The following is a 20729-nucleotide window of genomic DNA, read 5'->3' on the forward strand; positions in this document are numbered from 1 at the left end:
TCGGTCAACTTCATCACCACCATCATCTGCATGCGCGCTCCGGGCATGACGATGTTCCGCATGCCGATCTTCGTGTGGAACGTGCTGCTGACCGCCGTTCTGGTGCTGCTGGCCTTCCCGGTCCTTGCGGCCGCGCTGTTCGCCCTGGAGGCGGACCGCAAATTCGGTGCGCATGTCTTCGACGCCGCCAATGGCGGGGCCTTGCTGTGGCAACACCTCTTCTGGTTCTTCGGCCATCCAGAGGTGTACATCATCGCCTTGCCGTTCTTCGGCATCATCTCCGAAGTCATTCCGGTCTTCTCCCGCAAGCCGATGTTCGGCTACATGGGCCTGATCGGTGCGACGATCGCGATCGCGGGCCTGTCCGTGACAGTGTGGGCCCACCACATGTACGTCACCGGCGGCGTGCTGTTGCCGTTCTTCTCCTTCATGACGTTCCTCATCGCCGTGCCGACGGGTGTGAAGTTCTTCAACTGGATCGGCACGATGTGGAAGGGGTCGCTGAGTTTCGAGACCCCGATGCTGTGGGCGGTCGGCTTCCTGATCACCTTCACCTTCGGCGGTCTGACGGGCGTCATCCTGGCCTCGCCGCCGATGGACTTCCACGTCTCGGAGTCCTATTTCGTCGTCGCGCACTTCCACTACGTCGTGTTCGGCACCGTCGTCTTCGCGATGTTCTCCGGCTTCCACTTCTGGTGGCCGAAGTTCACCGGCAAGATGCTCGACGAGCGCCTTGGCAAGATCACCTTCTGGACGCTGTTCATCGGCTTCCACGGCACCTTCCTCGTCCAGCACTGGCTCGGGGCTGGCGGAATGCTCCGCCGGGTCCCCGACTACCTGGCGGTGGAGGGCTTCACCACGCTCAACACCGTTTCGACGATCTTCTCCTTCCTGCTCGGCCTCTCGTTCCTGCCGTTCTTCTACAACATCTGGAAGACCGCCAAGTACGGCAAGAAGGTCGAGGTCGACGACCCGTGGGGGTACGGCCGCTCGCTGGAGTGGACGACCTCCTGCCCGCCGCCCCGGCACAACTTCGAGTCCCTGCCGCGCATCCGCTCGGAGTCCCCGGCCTTCGACCTGCACCACCCCGAGACCGCGGCGGCCGAGCAGCGGGCCCTGCGATGACGGCGATGGACGAGCACGCCGTGGACGTGCGGGACTTCATCAACGGGGTCGAAGGGCTTCTCCTCGTCGAGGCCGCCCGCGCCGACGGCCGCACTGCGGCGGAGCGCTTCACGCGGCGCCTGCCCTGGCTGACCGACACGCAACGCGCCGAGGTGGAACGGCTCTACACCGAGGACCACCTGTCGCTCACCCGGCACGGCTGGCAGCACATCGCCCGCCGCGGGCACGAACTGCGCGCCGAGTACGAGGAGACGTACCGCGTCCTGCGACGGCGCCTCCTCGCCCGGAACCTGCTCGGCCTCGCGCTCGCCCTGGCGCTGGTGGTCGTGGTGGCGGGCTGCGTCCTGTAGCGGCGCGGAAGGCCGCCGGAAGGCAAGCCCGGGACGGCGTGTCAGACGTCCGTCACATGCATGCGTTCGCCCTGCTGCCCGTAGATGGCGATGGTCTCGGCCGGCATGTCGTCCCGGGCGTTGCCGATCCAGTGCGGGGCCTCGGTGTCGAATTCCGCCGCCTCACCCGCCGCCAGTTCCGTCCGGGTGCCGGTCAGGACGAGTTGGACCGACCCGGAGAGCACGTAGAACCACTCCCGGCCGGGGTGCGTGTGGAACTGCGGGGGCGGGAGTTTCGACAGTGGCGGGTAGATCACCTTGTACGCCCGCATGCCGCCCGTCTTCACGCCCAGCGGCACGAACGTCAGGCCGCCCTTACGAAGGGGACGCAAGTGCACCCGCGGGTCGCCGGTGGCCGGTGCGGCGACGAGTTCGTCGATCGGCACGGCGTAGGCGCGCGCCAGCGGCAGGAGCTGCTCCAGGGTCGGGTGGACCAGCCCGCGTTCGAGCCGGGAGATGGTGCTCTGGGTCAGTCCTGTGCGCTCCGCCAGGTCGGCGAGGGTGAGACCGAGGGCCTTGCGGAAGCCGCGCAGCCTCGGGCCGACGTTCCGCAGTACCGCTTGGTCTTCCGTCACCCACGGACACTTTCACGGGAGATCGACTCGGGGCCCGCTCTTTTGCAACCCTGCAAAAAGCCGCCCGGTTCCGCAAGGGCTCCCGTGAACATCGCACCATGAAACCGACCCGGGCCAAGGAACGCCCTCTCCCCCGACGCCGGCTCCTGGGAGCCGGCGCACTGGCGCTCTCCCTCACCGTCGGCAGCGCCGTCGGATGGAACGCGCTCGACGGATCCGCCGCGGCGGCGCCCCCTCCTGCCACCGCCGCGACGACCGCCCCGGCCGCGTCGTACGACGCGGCGACGAAGCACGACGCGGAGTTCAACGCCACGTTCGAGCGCAAGTTCGCGAAGGTGCGCGGGGTGCGCATGCACTACGTCACGGGCGGCAGGGGCCCGGCACTGGTGCTGCTGCACGGCTGGCCGCAGACCTGGTTCGAGTGGCGGAAGGTGATGCCTGCTCTCGCGAAGCGGCACACCGTGTACGCGCTCCGCACCTACAGCCGCCCGGACGCGCTGCACGCCGGATTCGAGCTCTACCGGAGCCTGGACGAGGACGAGCGCGACAACACCGCGGCCATCCCGTCGGACACCCCCACGCTCCTCCTGACGGCGACGGGTTCACTCGCCGCCACCCGGCCGCCCCTGACGCCGATGCTGCGCAGGGTCGTACGCGGAGTCGAGATTCCCGAGGCCGGGCACTGGCTCGCCGAGGAGAACCCGGAGGCCGTGACGCGCGAGATCCTCTCGTTCACCGCGAGGTGACGTAGTGACCGGCCGCCCGAACCCTCAATGGCTGGCCCTCGGCCGTATCAGATCGGCCCCGTGGGCCTTGGTGAAGTCCTCGAACGAGCGGGGCGCGCGTCCCGTCACGCGTTCCACCACCGGACTCGTCCGGTCCTCCGCACCCGCCGCGATCGCCTCGTCCAGGCCGGCAAGCTGTTCGGCGACGCCCACCGGCAGACCCTCCGCGACCAGCCGGCCCCGCATCGCCTCGCGGGAGACGGGCCGGTGCCGGACCGGCCGTCCCGTGACGCGGGAGAGCACCGCGGCGACCTCTGCGTAACTCAGCGCCTCGGGGCCGGTGATGAGGTGGGCCGTGTTGTGCGGGCGCTCGTCCGTCAGGGCCCGCACCCCGACCTCGGCGATGTCGTCGGCGTCGACGAAGGCGACACGGCCGTCGCCGGTGGCCGTCACGATCTCGCCGCTCGCGCGGACGCCGACGGCGTGGGGGTGGTCGTCGGTGAAGTTCTGCATGAACCAGGAGGGCCGGAGCACCGCCCACTGCGGGAACCGCTCGCGGACTGCCCGGTACACCTCACCGAACCCGCCGTCCGCCTCCGCGATGGCCGAAGAACCGAGCAGCACCACCCGGTCGACTCCGGCACCGCGCGCCAGTTCCAGGAAGGGAAGCAGACGCGCGGCGGAGTCCGGTCCGGCGTCGGGCGCCGCGAGGTAGAGGCGGCGCACGCCGTCGAGGGCCGGGCCGTGGGTCGCGGTGTCGGCCCAGTCGAAGCGGGCCGCCTCAAGGCCGGGCCCGGGGGCCGGGTGACGGCTCGCCGTCCGGACGCGGTGACCCGCCGAGGCCAGCCGGGCGGCGACGCGGCGCCCGGTCTTGCCGGTGCCGCCGGTCACGAGGATCGTCTCGCCGCTACGGGTCATGCCGCACCGCCCACGAACGGAGCGTCGGTGCCGCCGGCGATCTCCAGGGCGGTCAGCGGGTTCCAGTAGTCGCGATAGTGGGTGAACAGCCCGTCCTTGACGGTGACGACGACCACGTACGACATCTCGAAGTCCCGCCCCGTGCTCACCGAACGCCCCTCGGCGCGCTTCTCGACGATGACGATGTCGGGGTCCGCGGTCCGGTGGACTCGTACGTACGGGATGGCGGTCAGGTCGATGTGGTCCGGGTACGCCGCCATGTAGGCGCGGACGGCGGACTTACCGTCCAGGCGGCGCGGGGCGCCGGGCGGGGCGAACGGGAATTCGCAGACCCCGTCCTCGGCCCAGAGGCCGACCCATCCTTCGATGTCCTTGGCGAGGAGCAGTTCGAGGCCTCGCCGGAAGACGGCCTCGGGCGTGCCGTCCTTCGTTGTCGCATGCGACATGGTGGTGCCCTTTCACAGCCATGGCCCGGCCCGCGCTACGATGCGGACCAGCGGTCCGCATCAACTATACGGACCGCTGGTCCGTTTACCTAGTGGAGCCACCATGCCCCCTCCTTCCCCGCGCAAGGAACGAGCCGACGCCCAACGCAACCGCGAGGCCGTACTGGCCGCCGCCGAGCGCCTGTTCATCGAGCGCGGGGACCCCGACCGCGTGTCCATGGACGACATCGCGGCCGCCGCGGGGGTCGGCAAGGGCACCCTCTTCCGCCGCTTCGGCGACCGCGTCGGCCTGGTCAAGGCACTCGTCGAGCAGCGCACCGAACAACTGCGGGCCGATGTCGTCTCCGGTCCCCCGCCCCTGGGCCCCGGGGCCCACGCCGACGAACGCGTCCTCGCCCTCCTGGACGCCCTACTCCGTCTGAAACTGGCCGTCCGGCCACTCATGCTCGCCCTGGAGAGCGCGGGCAGCGGCAGCCCCTACGACAACGACACCTACGCCCTGTGGCACGCGGAACTCACCGCGCTGCTCACCGAGGTCCGCGGCGAGCAGGACGCGAGCTTCCTCGCGCACGCACTCCTCGCCGCCGTACGCAGCGACCTCATCGAGCACCTGCGCACGAACGGCACCCCGCCGCGGCAGATCCACGAGGGCGTGGCGGCGCTGGCCCGGGCGGCACTGCGGGGCGAAGCCACCTCGCCGGATTCCACCTCGCCGCCAACTTCATCCGGTCCGCGAGGCGATGCGGAGGAAACGCCCTGGCCCTCTAGCCGGAGAAGCTGAGCGACGCTCCCGGCGACGCGTTGCCGTACGCGTCCACGGCGCTCACGTGGGCCGCATAACGTGTGCCGCTCTTCGTGGACGGCAGCGGGATGTCCAGGGAGCCGGGGCGCGGCATGAAGTAGTACTCGGCGAGGACCTTCGTCGAGAGCAGCTTCGCGCCCGTCCTCGTCTCCTCGATGTCGACGCGGTAGTGGTGCACCATCTGGTCGTCGCGGGCCTGCCGGATGCGGAGGGCGGCGCCCTTGCCGGTGCGGTCCGTCTTGATCAGGCCGAGGGGGTGGCGGTCGGTGAACCGGGGCGCGGTCGTGTTGCGCCGGGCGTCCGTGTACGTGAAGCCGTCCTTGATCTGCTGCGGGCTGTTGCCCTTCAGGCGTACGGTCCACGTCGGTCCGGCGAGCGTGCCCGCGCTGGCGTACGGGGGCTGCCAGTTCGCCGACCACTGGCCTCCGGTGTAGATGTCGTGCTTGTCGGCGGCCATGTTGACGCGCGCGATCTCCGTGCGGTCGCGGTACACCTCGACGAACAGCGCCTGCGCGGTCGGCGCCTCGAAGCGGTCCGCCAGGCCCGTCTCCGTGACCGCCTGGTAGCCGTGGTCCATCTCGACGTACGACATCGATCCGTCGTTGACGGCGGTGAAGTCCCGCTGGTGGACGGAGCGTTCGTCGTTGATGTTCAGGTGCGAGTGGCCGGAGAAGTAGATGACCTGCGGGAAGTCCTTGAGATCCTCGGTGAGCCTCGGGTTCGACGCCTGCTGGCCGTCCATCGCGGTGCCGGGGGCGGGGCGGTGCCCCTGCACGAGGATGGGCGTGCGCGCGTTCGCCGGGTCCGCGGTGAGCTCGGCGAGCCGCTTCTTGAGCCATGTGCGCTGCGCGGTGCTCCCGTTGTACGTCTCCGTGTTCACGGTGAACACGTGCAGGCCGCTGACCGTCGACTCGTAGTAGCCGCCGCCCGAGTCGGGGAACCAGGCGCGGGGGTAGTGGGCGCGGATGTCGGCGAGGCTCGCGTCGTGGTTGCCGTTGGAGAGCAGGACCTGGGTGTCGTCCATGCGCTTGCGCTTCAGGTTGTCGCGGAAGATCTCGGAGACGATGCGGTGGTCGGCGCCGCGGCCGTCGCCATTGTCGTTGATCATGTCGCCGTTGGAGAGGATCGCGTCGGGCCGCGGGAACACCGACGCGATGGTGTCGAAGAAGCTCTCGTACTTCTTGTCGTTGTTCTTGTGGTCCCCGATGTGCACGTCGGACATGACGACCAGGCGCGCGAGGGGCTTCTCCGCCGTCTTCACGAGGTAGCCGACGGATCTCGCGACGCTCGCCCGGCCGCCGCGGAAGGCGACGGCGGTGACGTTGGTGTCCTCGCTGATGCGGAGCGGGCGGCCCGGCACGAAGAGGCGGCTCGCGCGCGTGGGCGTCGTACCGTCCAGCGTGTAGCGGATCGTGGTGCCGCGCTCGGCCCGCAGCGTGAGGGAGACGGGGCGCTCGTAACGGCCGCCGGCGCTGCTGAAGGCCGGGGCGTCGGGGGCGGTGTGCGGGGTGTGCGCGGTGCGGGTCGGCGCCTCCGCCGTCGGGGCGGATGCCTGGGCGGCGGCCGGGAGCAGCATCGCCAGGGACGCGGTGGCGGCGACGAAAGGGATGCGTTGCACGAAGGGGGCGCGGGTCGCGCCGGCTGTACGTCTCACGAAGGAAGTGCGTCTCACGGGGGTCCTTGCCTATGGCCGGGCTTGCGGGACGTGCCGCCCGGCGGGGGAACTCCCGCGACGCTAGAGCGCCTTGGTGAGGTGTCGAGGCCAGACCAGTTACCGGCCGGTGACCCGATCATGAACCGCTGCTCCTTCTTCCGCCCCCCCCACGGGGTTGCGGCGGCTTGGGCCGGCTCTCCCGTTTACAGACGCGCCTTCCGCTCGTGGGCCTTGAGCCCGCGGAGTGTCCAGAGTCCGTACAGAGCCAGCAGGGGTTTGGCGGCCATCCACTCACCAGGTCGGTAGTCAGCCGCGCGCACGAGCTTCTCAGCCAGATCAGGGCGCTGGCGCCGCAAGTACGCGCGGGCCTTGAGCGCGTGTGCCGGTTGGGAGGCGACTTTGATGCGATCGACGTCCTCAAGCAAGGGGATCACGTTCGTGACGTTCTCCCATGTCGTCGCACTTTGGTCTTCGAGGAGAACGGTGCCGTCGAACTCCAGTGCCGACTTCGCGTAGTCAGCCATCAGCTGGGCTTCCGCAGCACAGCTGCTGGTCCCACCACCGCTGAAGATCACGCGAGTGACTCGCGCGTTGTCAGCGGCGATGGAGCGGATGCCGGCACGGACACGCCAGCGGTTGATGAAGTTCACCGTCGGTTGGGGATTCCGGTAACCCAACACGACCACAGCTTCGGACGCGCCCCCGCTGCCCCCTACCAGCGCGCGAGACCAACGCCAGTTCAGCCACTCGCCCCAGGCCAGGGCCACAGCCCCAGCCATCGCCAGTCCTGTCCTTCGTCGCATGCGGCGACCCTAACGTTCGCGCACCGCCAGGTGTTCAGTTCGGACGTGCGGCGCGGGACAACGTGATGCGTGTGTTCGACGTCCTGCACCCACGCAACTCGCCCGTTCACGGCCACTGGTCCTCGATGTGCGCAGGATGAAGGAACCCCGTTGGATGTGACAGGGCCCTTCGTCGTGAGTGGCGTCTCGAAGGTGGGGTCACCGTACGCGCGGTGGTTTCCGGGGCGGAGGGATGGCCGGCAGGATCTCCCACAGGGGCCGTCGGCCGCGGGCCCACTGTTGGAGCAGGTGCCGGTCGACCACGTACAGACTCTGCTGCCGGGCGAAGTCCCGGGCAGGCTGCGAGATCTTGCCGTTGGTCACCATCACGACGACGTCGCCGCCGTGTACGGGCCGGCCTGTGCCGTTGAGCGTCTGCAGTTCCGGAGTGCCGACGGCCGCGCCATCGAGTCCTTTCCTGCGATGCTTGCACTGAAGGACCCAGTACCGGCCGTGAGGGTCGTGGCCCTTCACGTCGGCGCCCAGGTCTCCCCGGCCTCCGCAGCGCAGGGCGTCGCGTGATCCGTCCCGGGCGAGCAGATCGCGCACGGCGACCTCGAAGGCCGTGTGGTGCATCGCGTCCAGCTGGGCGAGCGAGTACGTCAGGCCCTCGACCCTCAACCGCGCGGACCGCACCTGGTCCACCTGCCGGTAGATCCAGGCCGCGAGCACGAGCAGGGCCAGGAAACCGAGGCCGACCAGCACCCACCAGTGCGCCCACACCCACTGCCCTGCTTTCACCAGCACCAATCCGACGACGACGAGCACGCCGAGCGCGGCGAGCAGGTCCTCGTCGCTCTTGCGCCGACGTCGGCGCGGGCTCACAGGGGCGCCTCCGCCCGCACGGCGCGCTGCGCCTGGTGCACATCCTGTCCGGCGTGCTCGGTGCCGTCGTATCCCCTGTTCCCACGCACAGGCCCCCCTCGTCCGCAACTTCCCGCCGCCTTCATGAGAGCACCCGGCACTGACAGCGACCCCGGCGTTGAGAGCACCGGCTGGAAATCGCTGCGCGAACCCCAACGGCATCACGCAGTGGACCAGCACCTGCCGCACCGACCCCGGATTGAACCCGGCGGAGGGGCTGATCAGCGGTGGGACCGGAGGTCGGGCCGGTGGCGGGTGGCGTGGATGGAACCGAGCAGGTTGAGGGACTGGGCGCTGGGGCTGCCCGGTTCGGCGTGGTAGATGACGAGCTGCTGGCCGGGGGCGTCACGTACGTCGAAAGCCTGGTAGGTGAGGGTGAGGGGGCCGACATCCGGGTGGAGGAGGTGTTTGGCGTCCTGGGTCTTGCCGCGCACGGTGTGGGCGTTCCACAGACGGGTGAAGTCCGCGCTGTGTTTGGTGAGGGTGCGGACGAGCTCGCGCAGCCGTGGGTGGTCCGGGTCGAATCCGGTTGCCTCGCGAAGGTTGGCGACGGTGGCCTGGGCTGCCCGGTCCCAGTCCGTGTAGAAATTGCGGCCCGCGGGATCGAGGAAGGTCATGCGGGCCAAGTTGTCCGCGGGCTCGAACGGGGCGTAGAGGGCATCGGCCAGGGCGTTGACGGCGAGGAGGTCCAGGGTCCGGCTCATGACGAACGCCGGAGTGTTGGGGTAGCCGTCCATCAGCTGTCGCAGCGCCGGGCTCACCTGCTCGACGGCATGGGCGGAGGGCCGGTCGTTCGGCGCGGCCCCGGCCAGTCGGTACAGGTGCGCGCGGGCGTCCGTGTCGAGGCGCAGTGCGCGGCTGAGTGCGTCGACCACCTGGGGTGAGGGGTTGCGCTCGCGGCCCTGTTCCAGGCGGGTGTAGTAGTCGACGTTGACTCCGGCCAGGACGGCGACCTCCTCGCGGCGCAGTCCGGCGACTCTGCGGACCCCGTGACTCGCCATGCCGACGTCCTCCGGCCGCAGACCGTCGCGGCGTATGCGCAGAAAGTCTCCCAAGTGGTTGTCGTCCATGTGAGCAGGCTAGGCGAACGTTCGGTGTGCAGCCTGGGTGTGCCATGCCCAGGCAGCACGCGTCCTGGTTGATGGCCGGTGGCCTGCCCAGACTCGGTGGGGCGGTAAGGGCCGGGTCCGTGGCCGCCCTGGTACCGGGGCTACCAGGGCGTCCTGGAAGTCCCGGCCCAACAGTCAGTCGACAGCAACGAGGATCAAGGACCACATCAAATGACAGGACAACGACTTGACGGCAAGGTCGCGCTGATCACCGGCGCGACTGGTGGCCTCGGCACAGCGACCGCCGAGCTCTTCGCCCGCGAAGGCGCCCGGCTGGTGATCACCGATGTCGCCGAGGGGCCCCTGCGGGAGCTGTCCCACCGGCTGGAGGCACGCGGTGCGGAGGTCGTCGCCGCCCGGCTCGATGTCTCCTCCGCGCTGGAGTGGGACGAAGTGATCACCGTCGTACGCGACCGGTTCGCCACGCTGGACGTGCTGGTGAACCTCGCCGGCATCCTGGACTGGCCGGGTATCGAGGACACCCGGGAAGAGGCGTGGGACCGCGTCATTGACGTGAACCAGAAAGGCACCTGGCTCGGCATGAAGGCGGCGATGCCGCTCCTGCGGGCGAGCGGCAACGCCTCGGTGATCAATACGTCATCCGTACTCGGCCTGGTGGGAAGCGGTGCGGCCGCGGCCTACCAGGCATCCAAGGGGGCCGTGCGCCTGTTGAGCAAGACCGCCGCGGTCGAGTACGCCCGGCAGGGAGTACGGATCAACTCGGTGCATCCAGGGGTGATCGCCACACCGATGATCCAGGACCTCCTGGACGACCAGGGTGATCAGCAGCCGGACATCCGGCGCACACCCATGCGCCGGGCCGGCCGCGCCGACGAGGTCGCCCCCGCCATCCTCTTCCTGGCCTGCGACGACTCCTCGTTCGTCACCGGCACGGAGTTGGTGGTCGACGGCGGGCTCACCGCGCACTGAACAACCCGGCCGTACGACGTCCACGTGTGGCACACCGCCGGGGCGCCGCAGGGCAACGGTCCCGCGGCGCCCCGGGGTGCGCGTCAACGCGTCAACGCGTCAGCACCTGAGTACCTCAGCACGTCACCAGATCCGTACGCGCTCCGCGGGGTCGAGCCAGAGACCGTCGCCCTCCACCGTGCCGAACGCCTCGTGGAACTCGTCGAGGTTGCGGACGATGTTGGCGCGGAACTCCGGGGGCGAGTGCGGGTCGATGGTCAGGTACTGCTGCTCTTGCTCCTTGCGGCGCATGGTGCGCCAGCAGTACGCCCAGTTCATGAAGAGCCGCTGCGAGCCGGTCAGTCCGTCGTTCTCGGGCATCGGCGCCCCGTCGAGCGAGATGAGGTACGCGGTGTGCCCGATGGTCAGGCCGCCCAGGTCGCCGATGTTCTCGCCGACGGTCAGCGAGCCGTTGACGAACTCACCGGGGAGGTTGCGGGGCGAGAACGCGTCGTACTGCTTGATGAGCGCCTTCGACTTCGCCTCGAAGGCGGTCTTGTCGGCGGCAGTCCACCAGTCGTTGAGGTTGCCCGCACCGTCGTACTGGGCGCCCTGGTCGTCGAAGCCGTGGCCGATCTCGTGGCCGATGACCGCGCCGATGCCACCGTAGTTCTCCGCCGGGTCGGCGTCGGGCGAGAAGAACGGCTTCTGCAGGATGCCCGCGGGGAAGCAGATCTCGTTGGTGCCCGGGTTGTAGTACGCGTTGACGGTCTGCGGCAGCATGAACCACTCGTCGCGGTCGACCGGCGAGCCGATCTTGGCGAGTTCGCGGTCGGACTCGAACGCGGCCGCCGCCTGGGCGTTGGCGAGCAGGTCGTCGGCCGAGACCTCAAGGGCCGAGTAGTCGCGGAAGGTGTCGGGGTAGCCGATCTTGGGACGGAACGTGGCGAGCTTCTCGTACGCCCGTTCCTTCGTGTCGTCGGTCATCCAGTCCAGGCGGGCGATCGACTGCCGGTACGCCTCGAGCAGGTTGGCCACGAGGTCGTCCATCATCGCCTTGGACGACGGCGGGAAGTGCCGGGCGACGTACTCCTTGCCGACGGCCTCTCCCATGGCTCCCTCGACGAGGGCGACGGCGCGCTTCCAGCGGGCGCGCAGTTCCGGGGTGCCGTTGAGGGTGCGGCCGTAGAACTCGAAGTTGTTGCGCACGAACTCGTCCGGCAGGTACGGCGCGCAGGCGCGCAGCACGCGCGTCATGGCCCAGTCCCGCCACTGCTCGACCGGCGTCTCGGCGAGGACCGTGGAGAGGTGGGTGAGGTAGGACGGCTGGCGGACGCAGGTCTCGGCGATGGTGGCGTCGGAGCCGCCGAGCCCGGTGACGTAGCCGCGCCAGTCGAACTCCGGCGCGAGCGCGGTCAGTTCGTCCAAAGTGGTGAGGTTGTACGTCTTCAGCACGTCGCGGGTCTCGGCCCGCTCCCAGTGCCCCTGCGCGAGCCTGGTCTCCAGGTCGAGGACGGTCCGCGCGGCGCCCGCCGGGTCCGCGTGCTTGCCGAGGGTGAGGAGTTCGGTGAGGTGGGCGAGGTACTTCTCGCGGATCTCGGCGAACTTCTCCTCGCGGTAGTACGACTCGTCGGGCAGGCCGAGTCCGCCCTGGAGGATGTTGAAGAGGTAGCGGTCGGAATCGCGGTCGTCCGAGTCGATGTACGAGCCGAAGAGACCGGAACCGCCGATCCGCTCGAAACGGCCGAGGAAGGAAGCCAGCTCCCGGGTGTCCCGCAGGGCCGTGACCTCGTCGATCAGGGGCTGGGCCGGGGCGAGGCCACGGGCGGCGATGGTCTCCTCGTCCATGAAGGAGGCGTACAGGGCGGCGATCTTGCGGGCGTCCTCGGAGGTCGCGCCGGGGTCGGCCGACGCCTTCTCCGCCAGCTCCTGGATGATCGTCTTGACCTGCTGCTCCGCGGTGTCGGCCAGCTGCACGAAGGGGCCCCAGCTGGAGCGGTCCTCGGGAATCTTCTCGGTGTCCAGCCAGGCGCCGTTGACGTGTCCGAAGAGGTCGTCCTGCGGCCGGATCTCGTGGTTCATGCCCGGGCGGGCGTCATCCAGAATGCTCATCCGGGCAGCCTATGCGAGCGGTCGCCCCGGCCGTGGGCGGGTGGGGCCCCGGCTCCTCACCGCTTCGCCCCGGGGCTCCGGGGCACGCCTCCGGCGGCGCCGTCGGCAGCGTCTCAACTCGCGTACAAAACATCCCAATAGGAGCGATAAGGTGTTGCGTCAACCTTCGTACGCCTGTGACACCCAGGAGAACTCCCGTGACCGTAGCCTTCTCCCCGTCCGAGGACGCCACCATCTCTGAGGATGCCAGTGTCCTGGAGGAGACCGCCGCCCCCGAGGGAGCCTTCTGGTCCGCGGAGCCCACCGAGCCGCCGGAGCCCAGTGCCCCTTCCTCTTCGGAAGCCGGCGCCGACGGGGAGGCCGATGCCCCGGCCGCCGACGCTGCGGCCCTGGTCATCGAGGACGCCCGTGACTTCGGGGCCTACGCGCGCACCGGAGGCTGGACCTTCGGCCTCAAGGTCGCCCGCAGCGTGCGGCCCGGCGGGCAGAGCGCAGGCGAGACGCCGAAGGTCTCGGCCAAGGAGTTCGCCGAGCTGGCCGGCTGTTCGGCCGAGCGCGTCATGCGCTACTACAAGGCCTGGGACAAGGCCGCGGACGACGGAATGGTGCCCCACTTCGAGGCGCTCTCCCCCGGCATGGACGTCGAGCTCCCGGACGCCGACGTATGGCTGTCGTACTACACCGCCCGCTCCAGCGCCCACACCCCGCGCGGCGAGGCGATCACGGAGGCGGCCGAGGCGGAGGGCATCCGGCCCACCAAGGCCCTGGAGGTCGCGGAGAACCCCACCGCGCTGCGTGCCGCGATCCTCGCCGACCCCGGCACCGCCGAAGCGGCCCGCAAGGCCCTGATGGACCGCCTGGACGAGGACCCGGCGCTGCGCACCGGACTGGTCCGTGACATCGTCCGCACCGACGACCTCAAGAAGGCCGTGGCGGCCGAGGCGAAGGCGGGCGACCGGGTCGACTACGTCCGCCAGATCGTGGAGAAGGGCCAGGTCAAGACGGATGCGGGGCAGATGATCGACGCACCGGCCGAGCTGCGCGAGGAGGCTGAGCGCCATCTCTCCCTCATCGACGAGCTGGAGGACGGCGAGGACTCCGGCGAGTGGGCGCGCGAGGCGTACGACACGGTGCGCGACATGGTCGCGCAGACCGTGCAGAGCGACCCGGACCTGCGGGTGCAGGAGCGGCGCGCGAAGTTCTACAGCAGCCTGCAGAAGGCCACGAAGGTGTTCGAGGAGCTGACGTTCGACGACGTGGACGACATCGACGACATCTACGAGGACGACATGGTGCGGCGGCTCGAAGACCTCCAGCAGGCCATCGGCGCATGCCTGTCCGCTCTCAGGGCGGCGACCGCTCAGCAGGAGCAGAGCTCTTCCTGACGGTTTCCGCCCTCGTCGGCCCGGACCCGTCCCGGACCCGTCCCGTACGTCCCGAGGGTGATCACGCTCGCGCCCGTAGCACTCGAGTCGTACGCGATGACCCGTACGGGGACGGATTCGCCGGCCCGCCCCCGGCTCGTAGCTTCTTGATCACGTCACGTCGATGAACGATCGAGAGGCCTCGGATCCATGCACGTCAAGGCATTCGCCCCGGAGTACCAGGGCGAGCTGCGCTCGGAGCTGACCGTCAACTCCTCCTACGAGGACGTCCGCGCCACGGCCGGCCGCGCGCTCGCCCGGGCGGACGGCCCGGTGGAGCGGGCGCGGGCCGCCCTCGCGCTCGCCGAGGCCAGCCGGCGGCTCGGCCGGGTCGACGACGCGGGCGCCGCCTGGCGGCAGAGCTACCGCAGCGCCCGTGCCACCGGGGACCGCGGGGCCATGGCCTGGGCACTGTGGAGCGGGGGCACCCTCGCGCGCCAGTGCGGGGCGCTGCCGCTCGCCCGCAGGCTGCTCACGCTCTCCGTGGAGCTGGCGTCGGGCAGCGGCGACGCCCTCGCGCACGGTTACGCGCTCGCGGGCCTCGCCGAGACGGGACGCATACAGGGCGATTACGCGGCCGTCGCCGCGCTCCACGAGGAGTTGCTCGAACAGGGGCGGGCGCGCGGCGAGGCGCGGCACATGGTCTGGGCGATGACGGGGATCGCGCAGATGCACCGCAACTCCGGTCAGCACGAGAAGGCGCTCGAGCTCTTCGAGGAGTCGGTACGGATCTCCACCGAGGCGGACGACGCGCGGGGGCGCGCCTGGTCGCTGCGGGGCGTGGCCGACGTACTGTCGCTCCGGGGCGAGCCGGACCGGGCGCTGGCGCTGCTGTCCGAGGCCGAGGCGGTGTGCCGGTCCATGGATCTGGCGAGCGCGCTCGCCTACAACCACAAGATGCGGGGCAACGTCCTGTACCGCGCGGGGCGTTATGCGGAAGCGGCAAAAACGTACGCCGTCGCCCTCGAAGAGTTCGACACGATGCGCGAACCGCGCGGTTCCGCGCTGTCCCGGCTCGGCCTGGCCAAGTGCCGGGCGCGGCTCGGGCGCGACCGGCAGGCGACGCTGGCCGAACTGGCCGTACTGGAGGCCGACTTCGGCCGCATGGGGCTGCGGCACGCCCGTGACATGGTCGTCGCCTTCCGGGCCGAGACGGCGGCCGCCGTCAACCTTTGAGCGTGATGCGGATTCCCACCGTGCCCGACAGGCCGCGGCGGATCCTGCTGCCGGACAGGGTGAGGAAGCCGACGACGCCGTACTTGTGCAGGATGCGGGTCCGGTAGCGGGCGGTGACGTCCGGGGCGCAGATCTCGGCGGTGGCGGGCACCTGTTCGCCCGTGGGGTTGCCCCGCCGGTCGCACGGGCCGACCATGACGTCCGCGCGCCTGCGGATCCGCTTCACCTTCCAGGAGTCCCGGGGCGTCCAGATGCCGAGCGCGTCCTCGTCCTCGACGACCCAGACGGGGGTCGGCACCGGCGTGCCGTCCTTCTTATAGCTGCTGACCAGCAGGTACTTTCCGGCGCTGAGCTGCGTCAGCAGGGTGTCGGCCATGCCGCGAGTCTAGAGGGCCGGGCCCAATGCTCCCGCTCTGATGCGCTTGCGGCTGCGCATCGGCGAGGTGGCCGCCCACCTGGGCGTGCGCGCCTCGGCCCTGCGGGTCTGGGAGAGCGCCGGACTTCTGACACCGTCACGGGCCCCGGGCACGCACTACCGCTCGTACCTGCCCGCGGACGTCCGCGACGCCCGCGTCGTCCATCCGCTCCGCCAGAGCCACTACCTTCTGCCGCAGATCCGCCCGATCCTCGACGAGCTGCGCCGCGGCGGTGGCGTCGGCGCGCTCCGCTCGGCCCTGGCCCAGCGCGGGGCGGCGCTGGACGGGCGGGCACGTTCCGTGCTGGAGGGCGCGGCCCACCTGCACCGCTACCTCACGGAGTGGTAGCGGTCGGTTCGCGTCGGCATGGTCACGCCGTCGGCCATGGGGAGACCTCGGTCACCGCGTCCACGGGCAGCGGGCCGTAGATGTGCGGGAATTCCTCGCCACCGGGTTTCGCGGCCTCGAAGCGTACGGGCACGGACAGGCGTTCGCTGTCGATGGTGAGGATCACCAGTTCGTCGGGGTCCTCGTCATTCCCGTAGAGGAAATCCGCCACGCCGCGCAACTGGTCCGGGAGTGAGCAGTGGATGAAGCCCTCCTCACCCAGAGTCCTGCCCCGGGTCGACATCTCGTACGTTCCGGTCTCCCGGGCGGCATCCCACAGGGCGCGCTCGGTGATGTGCAGCAGTCGCGTCATGGATCAACGGTACGTGGCGGCCGGTCCGCCGCGGCCGGAATGTGCGCGAGCGACGGCGAGGATCCATGTACGCTCCACGGGCCTTCGACGCTGCCCGGCGAGCCGCCGGTGAGAGGAGCAGACGCATGCGATCCATGAGCGACAGCGAGTGGCGGTCCTTCGTCCTTGAGGGGACACGGACCGGGAAGCTCGCGACGAACCGGGCGGACGGGCGCCCGCACGTCACGCCGGTGTGGTTCCTGCTCGACGGGGACGAGCTCGTCTTCACCACCTGGCACGAGTCCCTCAAGTACAGGGCGCTGCGCCGCGAACCGCGCTTCTCGCTCTGCGTGGACGACCAGCGGCCACCCTTCTCGTACGTGATGCTGGAGTGCACCGCGGACTTCACCGACGACCCCGGCGCCCTGCGCGACTGGGCGGCCCGGATCGGCGGCCGTTACATGGGTGCCGAGCACGCGGACGCGTACGGGAAGCGGAACTCCGTGCCGGGCGAGTACCTGGTGCGGGCCCGCGTCGATCGCGTCGTCGCCTTCGGGGGCATCGCCGACTGACCGGGCCGCACCACGGCGCGGCACGGTGAGAGCCTGTCTTTGAACCCCCGTCGTCCGCGCGAAGCGCGGGGGTTCAAAGACAGGCTCTCAGGGCCGCACGGCCTGAAGGGCTTCCGCGAGCGCGGTGTGGAAGGCGGCGTGTTCCTTCGCGCTGGGCGGGAGTTCGGGGTTCCAGGGCAGGACGGGGACGCCGGGGCCGAAGGCGTCGCCCAGCGGCGTGGCGTTGCCGCGCACGTCGGTGAGGACGAGGTCCGGCTCCAGCGCGGTCGCCTCGGCCCAGGTCGTCGTGGACCAGTTGGCGCCCTTCCCCGGAGCCGGGTCCACGAGGCCGACGCCGCGTTCGGCGAGCGCCGCGAGGTCGGGCCAGGCGTGCGGCCTTGCCAGGTGGACGGAGCCGGGCCCCGCCGGGGAGAGGGCGAGTACGCGCGGACGTGCGGGGCCGGCCGCCGCGGACGCCAACCGGCGCTCCGCCGCCGCGAGTTCGGCGTTCGCCCCCGGCTGCGGATCGGCGCCGAGACCGTGTGCGAGCGCGGTGAGGCGGTCCCTGATTCCCGCGAGGCTGCGACCGCTTCCGACGTCGAGCACGACGAACGGGACCTGCTCCTCCAGGTGCTTGGCGGCCTCCGGGGCCATGCCGTAGACCTGGCCGCCGCCGTAGGTCAGCGCCACGACGAGGTCGGGTGCGGCGGCGAGCAGGGCGTCGAGGTCGAGGGCGGGCCCCGCGCCGAAGTAGGGGAGGTCCATCAGGGGGAGGCTGCCCGCCTTGGCCGGGTCCGGCAGGTCCGGGTCGTCGTGCGCGGACCCGAAGAGACCGGTGGGGCATATCCCGTGGTCGTACAGCGCGGCGCCGGTCGGGACGTAGGCGATCAGGCGGGACGGGCGGTGTGCGGTCCGCACCAGGTGGCCCCGGTCGTCGGTGAACTCCCAGTTCTGGACCGTGTCTCGTGCCATGATGCCGACCCCTCCCGCCGTCCCGCGCCGCGCTCCCTCTCCTGCCGCGGCCGTCCCGGTGCTACCTGCCCGGGCGCACCCCGGAGTACACGGCGGCCTTCGGGCGCGTGGCTCTCAGGGCTCCAGGCGTCGCTGGGCGAGCCAGGTGACGATCTCCGGGTCGTGGTGGTCGAAGAAGTGCGTCTCCCCGGTGTCCAGCGTGGTGATCTGGGCCATCTGATGGTCGGAGAGTTCAAAGTCGAAGACGTCGATGTTCTCCGCCATGTGTTCGGCGTGGACCGACTTGGGGATCGCGACGATGCCGCGCTGGATCAGCCAGCGCAGCACGACCTGCGCCACGGACTTGCCGTACTGTTTGCCGATCTCTCGCAGTAAAGGGGTGGTGAACAGGTCGTTCCTGCCCTCGGCGAAACCGCCCCAGGACTGGAGCTGGACGCCGTGCTCGCGCATGACCTCGTGGTCGGCGGCGCGCTGGAAGAACGGGTGCGTCTCGATCTGGTCGACCGCGGGCGTGACGTCGTTGTTGATGATGAGGTCGGTGAGCCGGTCGGGGTAGAAGTTGGCGACACCGATCGCCCTGGCGCGACCCTCGCGGTACAGGGCCTCCATGGCACGCCACTGCCCGTACACGTCGCCGTAGGGCTGGTGCATCAGGTAGAGGTCGACGTAGTCCAGGCCGAGCCTGGTCAGCGACGTCTCGAAGGCGCGTTCCGTGTTCTCCTCGGCGGGCGCGTCCTGGACCCACAGCTTGGTGGTGACGAACAGGTCCTCGCGCGGGACGCCACTGCTCTTGATGGCCCAGCCCACGGCCTCCTCGTTGCCGTAGGCGGCGGCGGTGTCGAGCAGCCGGTATCCGGCGGCCAGCGCGTCGGAGACGGCCTGCTCCGTCTGGTCCGGCGGGATCTGGTAGACACCGAACCCGAGGATCGGCATCTCGGCACCGTTGTTCAGGGTGACGTGCTGCATGGGGCCTCCTCCAGGTCACGCGGCTCAGTCCACTGTGGCCCGCGCTTCCTGGCGCCGCCCGCCCAGACGGCCGACCGGGGGCCTTGGGCGGTCCGCCCGTCCCCCCGGTCGGCGCAACGAGCGGTCAGCGCTTCCCGCACAACGCGTCGTCGACGAGCCGGTCGGTGCGGTCGTCGCGGTCCTCCGCCGCCATGTTGGTCGACCGCATCACGATGACGCCCTTCCTGCCCTTGTCGACGAAGCCGTTGGCGTTCAGGTGGCCGAGAGTGGTCCCGCCGTGGCCCCAGTACCCGCCGCCGCAGCTCAGCCGCGTCCGGAAGATGCCGAGGCCCATCTCCCTGACCACCTTGTCGCCCGGTTCGGTGGCCGGCACCGTCCTGAGCATCTGCGCCATCTGGCGCGGCCCCAGGAGCTTGCCGCCGAGGAGGCCCTGCCAGAAGCGTGTGAGGTCGTTGGACGTGGTGACGAGGTCGCCCGCCGCGCCGCCCCAGGTCATGCTCAACTCGGTGCTTTCGACCAGCCGGCCCCCGGGCTTGAACTGCTGGTACGCCTTGGCGTGCGGCTCGGGCAGGCCCGTGCGCGCTCCCGCGGAGAACGTGTGCCGCAGACCGAGAGGTCCGATGATCCGGTCGCGGACCTCGTCGCTCCAGTGGTGCCCCGTCACCTTCTGGATGATCATTCCGACCAATATGTAGCCGGTGTTGGAGTAGCTCCAGCCCTTGCCGGGCTCGAAGAGGGGCCGGTGGCGCAGGGCCATGTCGACCAGGTCGCGCGGCTCGTAGCGGTCGAAGCGGTGCTTCTCGAATGCGTCCTCATCGGTGATGGGCAGGCTGTCGTCGTAGTCGGGCAGCCCGCTGGTGTGCTGGAGCAGCTGCCGTACGGTGATCCGGCTGCCGTCGTTGCCGTTGGCGTCGACCACTCCGGGCAGCCATCGCTCGACGGTGTCGTCGAGGCGTACGCGCCCTTCGGCGACCAGTTGCAGGACCACGGTGGAGACGAAGGTCTTGGTGTTGCTGCCCATCCGGAAGTAGCCCTGCCGCGGCACCGGCCGGTCGGAGCCGAGCTCGGCGGTGCCGCTCCGCACCGAGCTGCGGCGCTCTCCGTCCACCAGGGTGGCCTCGGCGCCCACCACGCCGTCCTTTCGTACGACGTCGTCCAGGCCCCGCTGGAGGTCCGCCCGTCCGTAGCCGACCCGGCCGGGGTCGGGCTGGGCCCACGCGGTGGAGACCGGAATCGCCAGCGTCGCCGTGACGGCGATCGCCGCTACCGAGCCGAGCGCGGCCCTGCGGCGGCCACGGACGGGCCGGGACCGGTCGGCCGCGGCGGTGGCGGTGCCGGTAGCAGTGGCGGTGCCGGTAGCAATGCGGGTGTCGCGTGCGGAGTCTCGCAGCTGTGTCATGGGGGTGACCTCACGTCGCCGGGAAGCGTACGGCTACCGCCAACGGCCGTGCAGGTGACCGGAGTTGGGGTGCCGTACAGCGGCTGGGCGGTGCGCCCTCGCCAAGATCATTGACCCATGCGAGGGACATGGCCGACCATGGAGGAGACCCCCTGGCAGGGGTGCGGAGAACCCCACCTTGATGGGCAAGCCGCTGCTTGCCCACGGTGCGGGTCGTGCCGGATCATGTCTTCGAGGCAGGGTTGCCATGCACCGGAGGACCCCATGAAGATCCGTCTGACCAGCGCGTCTTCGTCGACGACCAGGAGAACGCCCTGCGCTTCTACACGGACGTGCTGGGCTTCGAGAAGAAGGCCGAGATTCCGATGGGCGAGGACCGCTGGCTGACTGTGGTCTCACCGGAGGAGCCCGACGGGACCGAGCTGCTGCTCGAGCCGGACGGACACCCCGCGGTGAAGCCGTACAAGACGGCGCTGGTCGAGGACGGCATCCCGGCCGCCGCGTTCACCGTGGACGACGTGCGGGCCGAGTTCGACCGGCTGAGCGGGCTCGGTGTGCGCTTCACCCAGGAACCGGTGGAGATGGACCAGGTCACCGTCGCGGTCCTGGACGACACCTGCGGAAACCTGATCCAGATCATGGAGGGCGCGTAGGGCGGGCTCTCCGCCTCCGCCGG

The 20729-nt window shown here is 70.3% G+C and carries 22 protein-coding genes and 1 pseudogene; 10 read left to right on the forward strand and 13 right to left on the reverse strand.

The genetic code is table 11. The annotated features are described in order from the left end of the window. On the forward strand, positions 1-1125 hold a 1125-nt coding region (locus AC07DI_RS07585), incomplete at its 5' end, for a cytochrome c oxidase subunit I (protein ID WP_478902874.1). A gap of 5 nt (positions 1126-1130) precedes the next feature. Further along, complete coding sequence (locus AC07DI_RS07590; protein ID WP_384259861.1) at positions 1131-1475, forward strand: hypothetical protein; 345 nt, start codon at positions 1131-1133, stop codon at positions 1473-1475. Positions 1476-1516: 41 nt separating this feature from the next. Here the strand turns inward: AC07DI_RS07590 and AC07DI_RS07595 are convergent, their stop codons facing one another. Then, positions 1517-2089 (reverse strand): helix-turn-helix domain-containing protein, encoded by a 573-nt coding sequence (locus AC07DI_RS07595; protein ID WP_384259859.1) that lies wholly within the window; start codon positions 2087-2089, stop codon positions 1517-1519. Positions 2090-2187: 98 nt separating this feature from the next. Between AC07DI_RS07595 and AC07DI_RS07600 the strand changes: the two genes are divergently transcribed. Beyond that, positions 2188-2835 carry an alpha/beta fold hydrolase gene (locus AC07DI_RS07600; protein ID WP_478902876.1) on the forward strand — a complete coding sequence of 216 codons (648 nt, stop codon included), beginning with the start codon at positions 2188-2190 and terminating at the stop codon, positions 2833-2835. Positions 2836-2859: 24 nt separating this feature from the next. On the opposite strand, the gene AC07DI_RS07605 is transcribed toward AC07DI_RS07600, so the two are convergent. Both AC07DI_RS07605 and AC07DI_RS07610 read right to left on the reverse strand, forming a co-directional pair. After that, complete coding sequence (locus AC07DI_RS07605) at positions 2860-3732, reverse strand: NmrA family NAD(P)-binding protein (protein WP_478902878.1); 873 nt, start codon at positions 3730-3732, stop codon at positions 2860-2862. Beyond that, positions 3729-4178 carry a nuclear transport factor 2 family protein gene (locus tag AC07DI_RS07610; RefSeq protein WP_384259852.1) on the reverse strand — a complete coding sequence of 150 codons (450 nt, stop codon included), beginning with the start codon at positions 4176-4178 and terminating at the stop codon, positions 3729-3731. Before AC07DI_RS07610 ends, AC07DI_RS07605 begins: the two co-directional genes overlap by 4 nt. 103 nt (positions 4179-4281) lie before the next feature. Between AC07DI_RS07610 and AC07DI_RS07615 the strand changes: the two genes are divergently transcribed. Next, the gene (locus tag AC07DI_RS07615) at positions 4282-4959 is read left to right on the forward strand and encodes a TetR/AcrR family transcriptional regulator (RefSeq protein ID WP_478902880.1); all 678 of its coding nucleotides are present in this window, start codon (positions 4282-4284) and stop codon (positions 4957-4959) included. Here AC07DI_RS07615 and AC07DI_RS07620 read toward each other — a convergent pair. From AC07DI_RS07620 to AC07DI_RS07635, 4 genes are all read right to left on the reverse strand, one after another. Next, positions 4943-6634: a chitobiase/beta-hexosaminidase C-terminal domain-containing protein gene (locus AC07DI_RS07620; protein ID WP_478902881.1), complete on the reverse strand. Its 1692-nt coding sequence runs from the start codon at positions 6632-6634 to the stop codon at positions 4943-4945. The two genes, AC07DI_RS07615 and AC07DI_RS07620, sit on opposite strands and share 17 nt — an antisense overlap. 203 nt (positions 6635-6837) lie before the next feature. Further along, a complete protein-coding gene (locus AC07DI_RS07625; protein ID WP_478902883.1) occupies positions 6838-7437 on the reverse strand; it encodes a YdcF family protein in 600 nt (199 codons plus the stop codon). A gap of 198 nt (positions 7438-7635) precedes the next feature. Beyond that, positions 7636-8301, reverse strand: a complete 666-nt coding sequence (locus AC07DI_RS07630; RefSeq protein WP_478902884.1) for a restriction endonuclease — start codon at positions 8299-8301, stop codon at positions 7636-7638. Between the two features lie 260 nt (positions 8302-8561). Beyond that, positions 8562-9410, reverse strand: coding sequence for a helix-turn-helix transcriptional regulator (locus AC07DI_RS07635; RefSeq protein ID WP_478902886.1), 849 nt, complete (start codon positions 9408-9410; stop codon positions 8562-8564). A gap of 210 nt (positions 9411-9620) precedes the next feature. Between AC07DI_RS07635 and AC07DI_RS07640 the strand changes: the two genes are divergently transcribed. After that, positions 9621-10379 carry an SDR family NAD(P)-dependent oxidoreductase gene (locus AC07DI_RS07640; RefSeq protein WP_478902887.1) on the forward strand — a complete coding sequence of 253 codons (759 nt, stop codon included), beginning with the start codon at positions 9621-9623 and terminating at the stop codon, positions 10377-10379. A gap of 123 nt (positions 10380-10502) precedes the next feature. Here AC07DI_RS07640 and AC07DI_RS07645 read toward each other — a convergent pair whose 3' ends face one another. Continuing rightward, positions 10503-12470 (reverse strand): M13 family metallopeptidase, encoded by a 1968-nt coding sequence (locus AC07DI_RS07645; RefSeq protein WP_478902888.1) that lies wholly within the window; start codon positions 12468-12470, stop codon positions 10503-10505. Positions 12471-12667: 197 nt separating this feature from the next. Between AC07DI_RS07645 and AC07DI_RS07650 the strand changes: the two genes are divergently transcribed. Both AC07DI_RS07650 and AC07DI_RS07655 read left to right on the forward strand, forming a co-directional pair. Next, positions 12668-13855, forward strand: coding sequence for a hypothetical protein (locus AC07DI_RS07650; RefSeq protein WP_478902889.1), 1188 nt, complete (start codon positions 12668-12670; stop codon positions 13853-13855). Between the two features lie 189 nt (positions 13856-14044). Further along, positions 14045-15070: a tetratricopeptide repeat protein gene (locus tag AC07DI_RS07655; RefSeq protein ID WP_478902890.1), complete on the forward strand. Its 1026-nt coding sequence runs from the start codon at positions 14045-14047 to the stop codon at positions 15068-15070. Here AC07DI_RS07655 and AC07DI_RS07660 read toward each other — a convergent pair. Continuing rightward, positions 15060-15446, reverse strand: a complete 387-nt coding sequence (locus AC07DI_RS07660) for a PPOX class F420-dependent oxidoreductase (protein ID WP_478902891.1) — start codon at positions 15444-15446, stop codon at positions 15060-15062. The genes AC07DI_RS07655 and AC07DI_RS07660 overlap by 11 nt on opposite strands. A 40-nt stretch (positions 15447-15486) precedes the next feature. Here AC07DI_RS07660 and AC07DI_RS07665 point away from each other — a divergent pair, with 40 nt between their 5' ends. After that, positions 15487-15834, forward strand: coding sequence for a MerR family transcriptional regulator (locus tag AC07DI_RS07665; RefSeq protein WP_478902892.1), 348 nt, complete (start codon positions 15487-15489; stop codon positions 15832-15834). Between the two features lie 22 nt (positions 15835-15856). Here the strand turns inward: AC07DI_RS07665 and AC07DI_RS07670 are convergent, their stop codons facing one another. Next, positions 15857-16186, reverse strand: coding sequence for a DUF952 domain-containing protein (locus tag AC07DI_RS07670; RefSeq protein ID WP_478902894.1), 330 nt, complete (start codon positions 16184-16186; stop codon positions 15857-15859). A 134-nt stretch (positions 16187-16320) separates the two neighbouring features. Between AC07DI_RS07670 and AC07DI_RS07675 the strand changes: the two genes are divergently transcribed. After that, on the forward strand, positions 16321-16737 hold the full coding sequence (locus AC07DI_RS07675) for a PPOX class F420-dependent oxidoreductase (RefSeq protein ID WP_478903440.1): 417 nt from the start codon (positions 16321-16323) through the stop codon (positions 16735-16737). Between the two features lie 87 nt (positions 16738-16824). On the opposite strand, the gene AC07DI_RS07680 is transcribed toward AC07DI_RS07675, so the two are convergent. The 3 genes from AC07DI_RS07680 to AC07DI_RS07690 form a co-directional block, all read right to left on the reverse strand. Next, the gene (locus tag AC07DI_RS07680) at positions 16825-17688 is read right to left on the reverse strand and encodes an ABC transporter substrate-binding protein (RefSeq protein ID WP_478902895.1); all 864 of its coding nucleotides are present in this window, start codon (positions 17686-17688) and stop codon (positions 16825-16827) included. Positions 17689-17802: 114 nt separating this feature from the next. Continuing rightward, positions 17803-18654, reverse strand: a complete 852-nt coding sequence (locus tag AC07DI_RS07685; protein ID WP_478902897.1) for an aldo/keto reductase — start codon at positions 18652-18654, stop codon at positions 17803-17805. Positions 18655-18778: 124 nt separating this feature from the next. After that, positions 18779-20053, reverse strand: a complete 1275-nt coding sequence (locus AC07DI_RS07690) for a serine hydrolase domain-containing protein (RefSeq protein ID WP_478902899.1) — start codon at positions 20051-20053, stop codon at positions 18779-18781. A gap of 264 nt (positions 20054-20317) precedes the next feature. Here AC07DI_RS07690 and AC07DI_RS07695 point away from each other — a divergent pair. Next, a pseudogene (locus AC07DI_RS07695) lies at positions 20318-20706 on the forward strand (VOC family protein). The last annotated feature ends 23 nt before the right edge of the window (positions 20707-20729 follow it).

The sequence above is a fragment of the Streptomyces sp. NPDC044106 genome, from assembly GCF_056433985.1.

Bases quoted from the DNA above. Each gene is read 5' to 3' on its own strand.
- AC07DI_RS07590 (WP_384259861.1), top strand. From the start codon at position 1,131: ATGGACGAGCACGCCGTGGACGTGCGGGACTTCATCAACGGGGTCGAA.
- AC07DI_RS07600 (WP_478902876.1), top strand. From the start codon at position 2,188: ATGAAACCGACCCGGGCCAAGGAACGCCCTCTCCCCCGACGCCGGCTC.
- AC07DI_RS07605 (WP_478902878.1), bottom strand. From the start codon at position 3,732: ATGACCCGTAGCGGCGAGACGATCCTCGTGACCGGCGGCACCGGCAAG.
- AC07DI_RS07610 (WP_384259852.1), bottom strand. From the start codon at position 4,178: ATGTCGCATGCGACAACGAAGGACGGCACGCCCGAGGCCGTCTTCCGG.
- AC07DI_RS07615 (WP_478902880.1), top strand. From the start codon at position 4,282: ATGCCCCCTCCTTCCCCGCGCAAGGAACGAGCCGACGCCCAACGCAAC.
- AC07DI_RS07625 (WP_478902883.1), bottom strand. From the start codon at position 7,437: ATGCGACGAAGGACAGGACTGGCGATGGCTGGGGCTGTGGCCCTGGCC.
- AC07DI_RS07635 (WP_478902886.1), bottom strand. From the start codon at position 9,410: ATGGACGACAACCACTTGGGAGACTTTCTGCGCATACGCCGCGACGGT.
- AC07DI_RS07640 (WP_478902887.1), top strand. From the start codon at position 9,621: ATGACAGGACAACGACTTGACGGCAAGGTCGCGCTGATCACCGGCGCG.
- AC07DI_RS07645 (WP_478902888.1), bottom strand. From the start codon at position 12,470: ATGAGCATTCTGGATGACGCCCGCCCGGGCATGAACCACGAGATCCGG.
- AC07DI_RS07655 (WP_478902890.1), top strand. From the start codon at position 14,045: ATGCACGTCAAGGCATTCGCCCCGGAGTACCAGGGCGAGCTGCGCTCG.
- AC07DI_RS07660 (WP_478902891.1), bottom strand. From the start codon at position 15,446: ATGGCCGACACCCTGCTGACGCAGCTCAGCGCCGGAAAGTACCTGCTG.
- AC07DI_RS07665 (WP_478902892.1), top strand. From the start codon at position 15,487: ATGCGCTTGCGGCTGCGCATCGGCGAGGTGGCCGCCCACCTGGGCGTG.
- AC07DI_RS07670 (WP_478902894.1), bottom strand. From the start codon at position 16,186: ATGACGCGACTGCTGCACATCACCGAGCGCGCCCTGTGGGATGCCGCC.
- AC07DI_RS07675 (WP_478903440.1), top strand. From the start codon at position 16,321: ATGAGCGACAGCGAGTGGCGGTCCTTCGTCCTTGAGGGGACACGGACC.
- AC07DI_RS07680 (WP_478902895.1), bottom strand. From the start codon at position 17,688: ATGGCACGAGACACGGTCCAGAACTGGGAGTTCACCGACGACCGGGGC.
- AC07DI_RS07685 (WP_478902897.1), bottom strand. From the start codon at position 18,654: ATGCAGCACGTCACCCTGAACAACGGTGCCGAGATGCCGATCCTCGGG.
- AC07DI_RS07690 (WP_478902899.1), bottom strand. From the start codon at position 20,053: ATGACACAGCTGCGAGACTCCGCACGCGACACCCGCATTGCTACCGGC.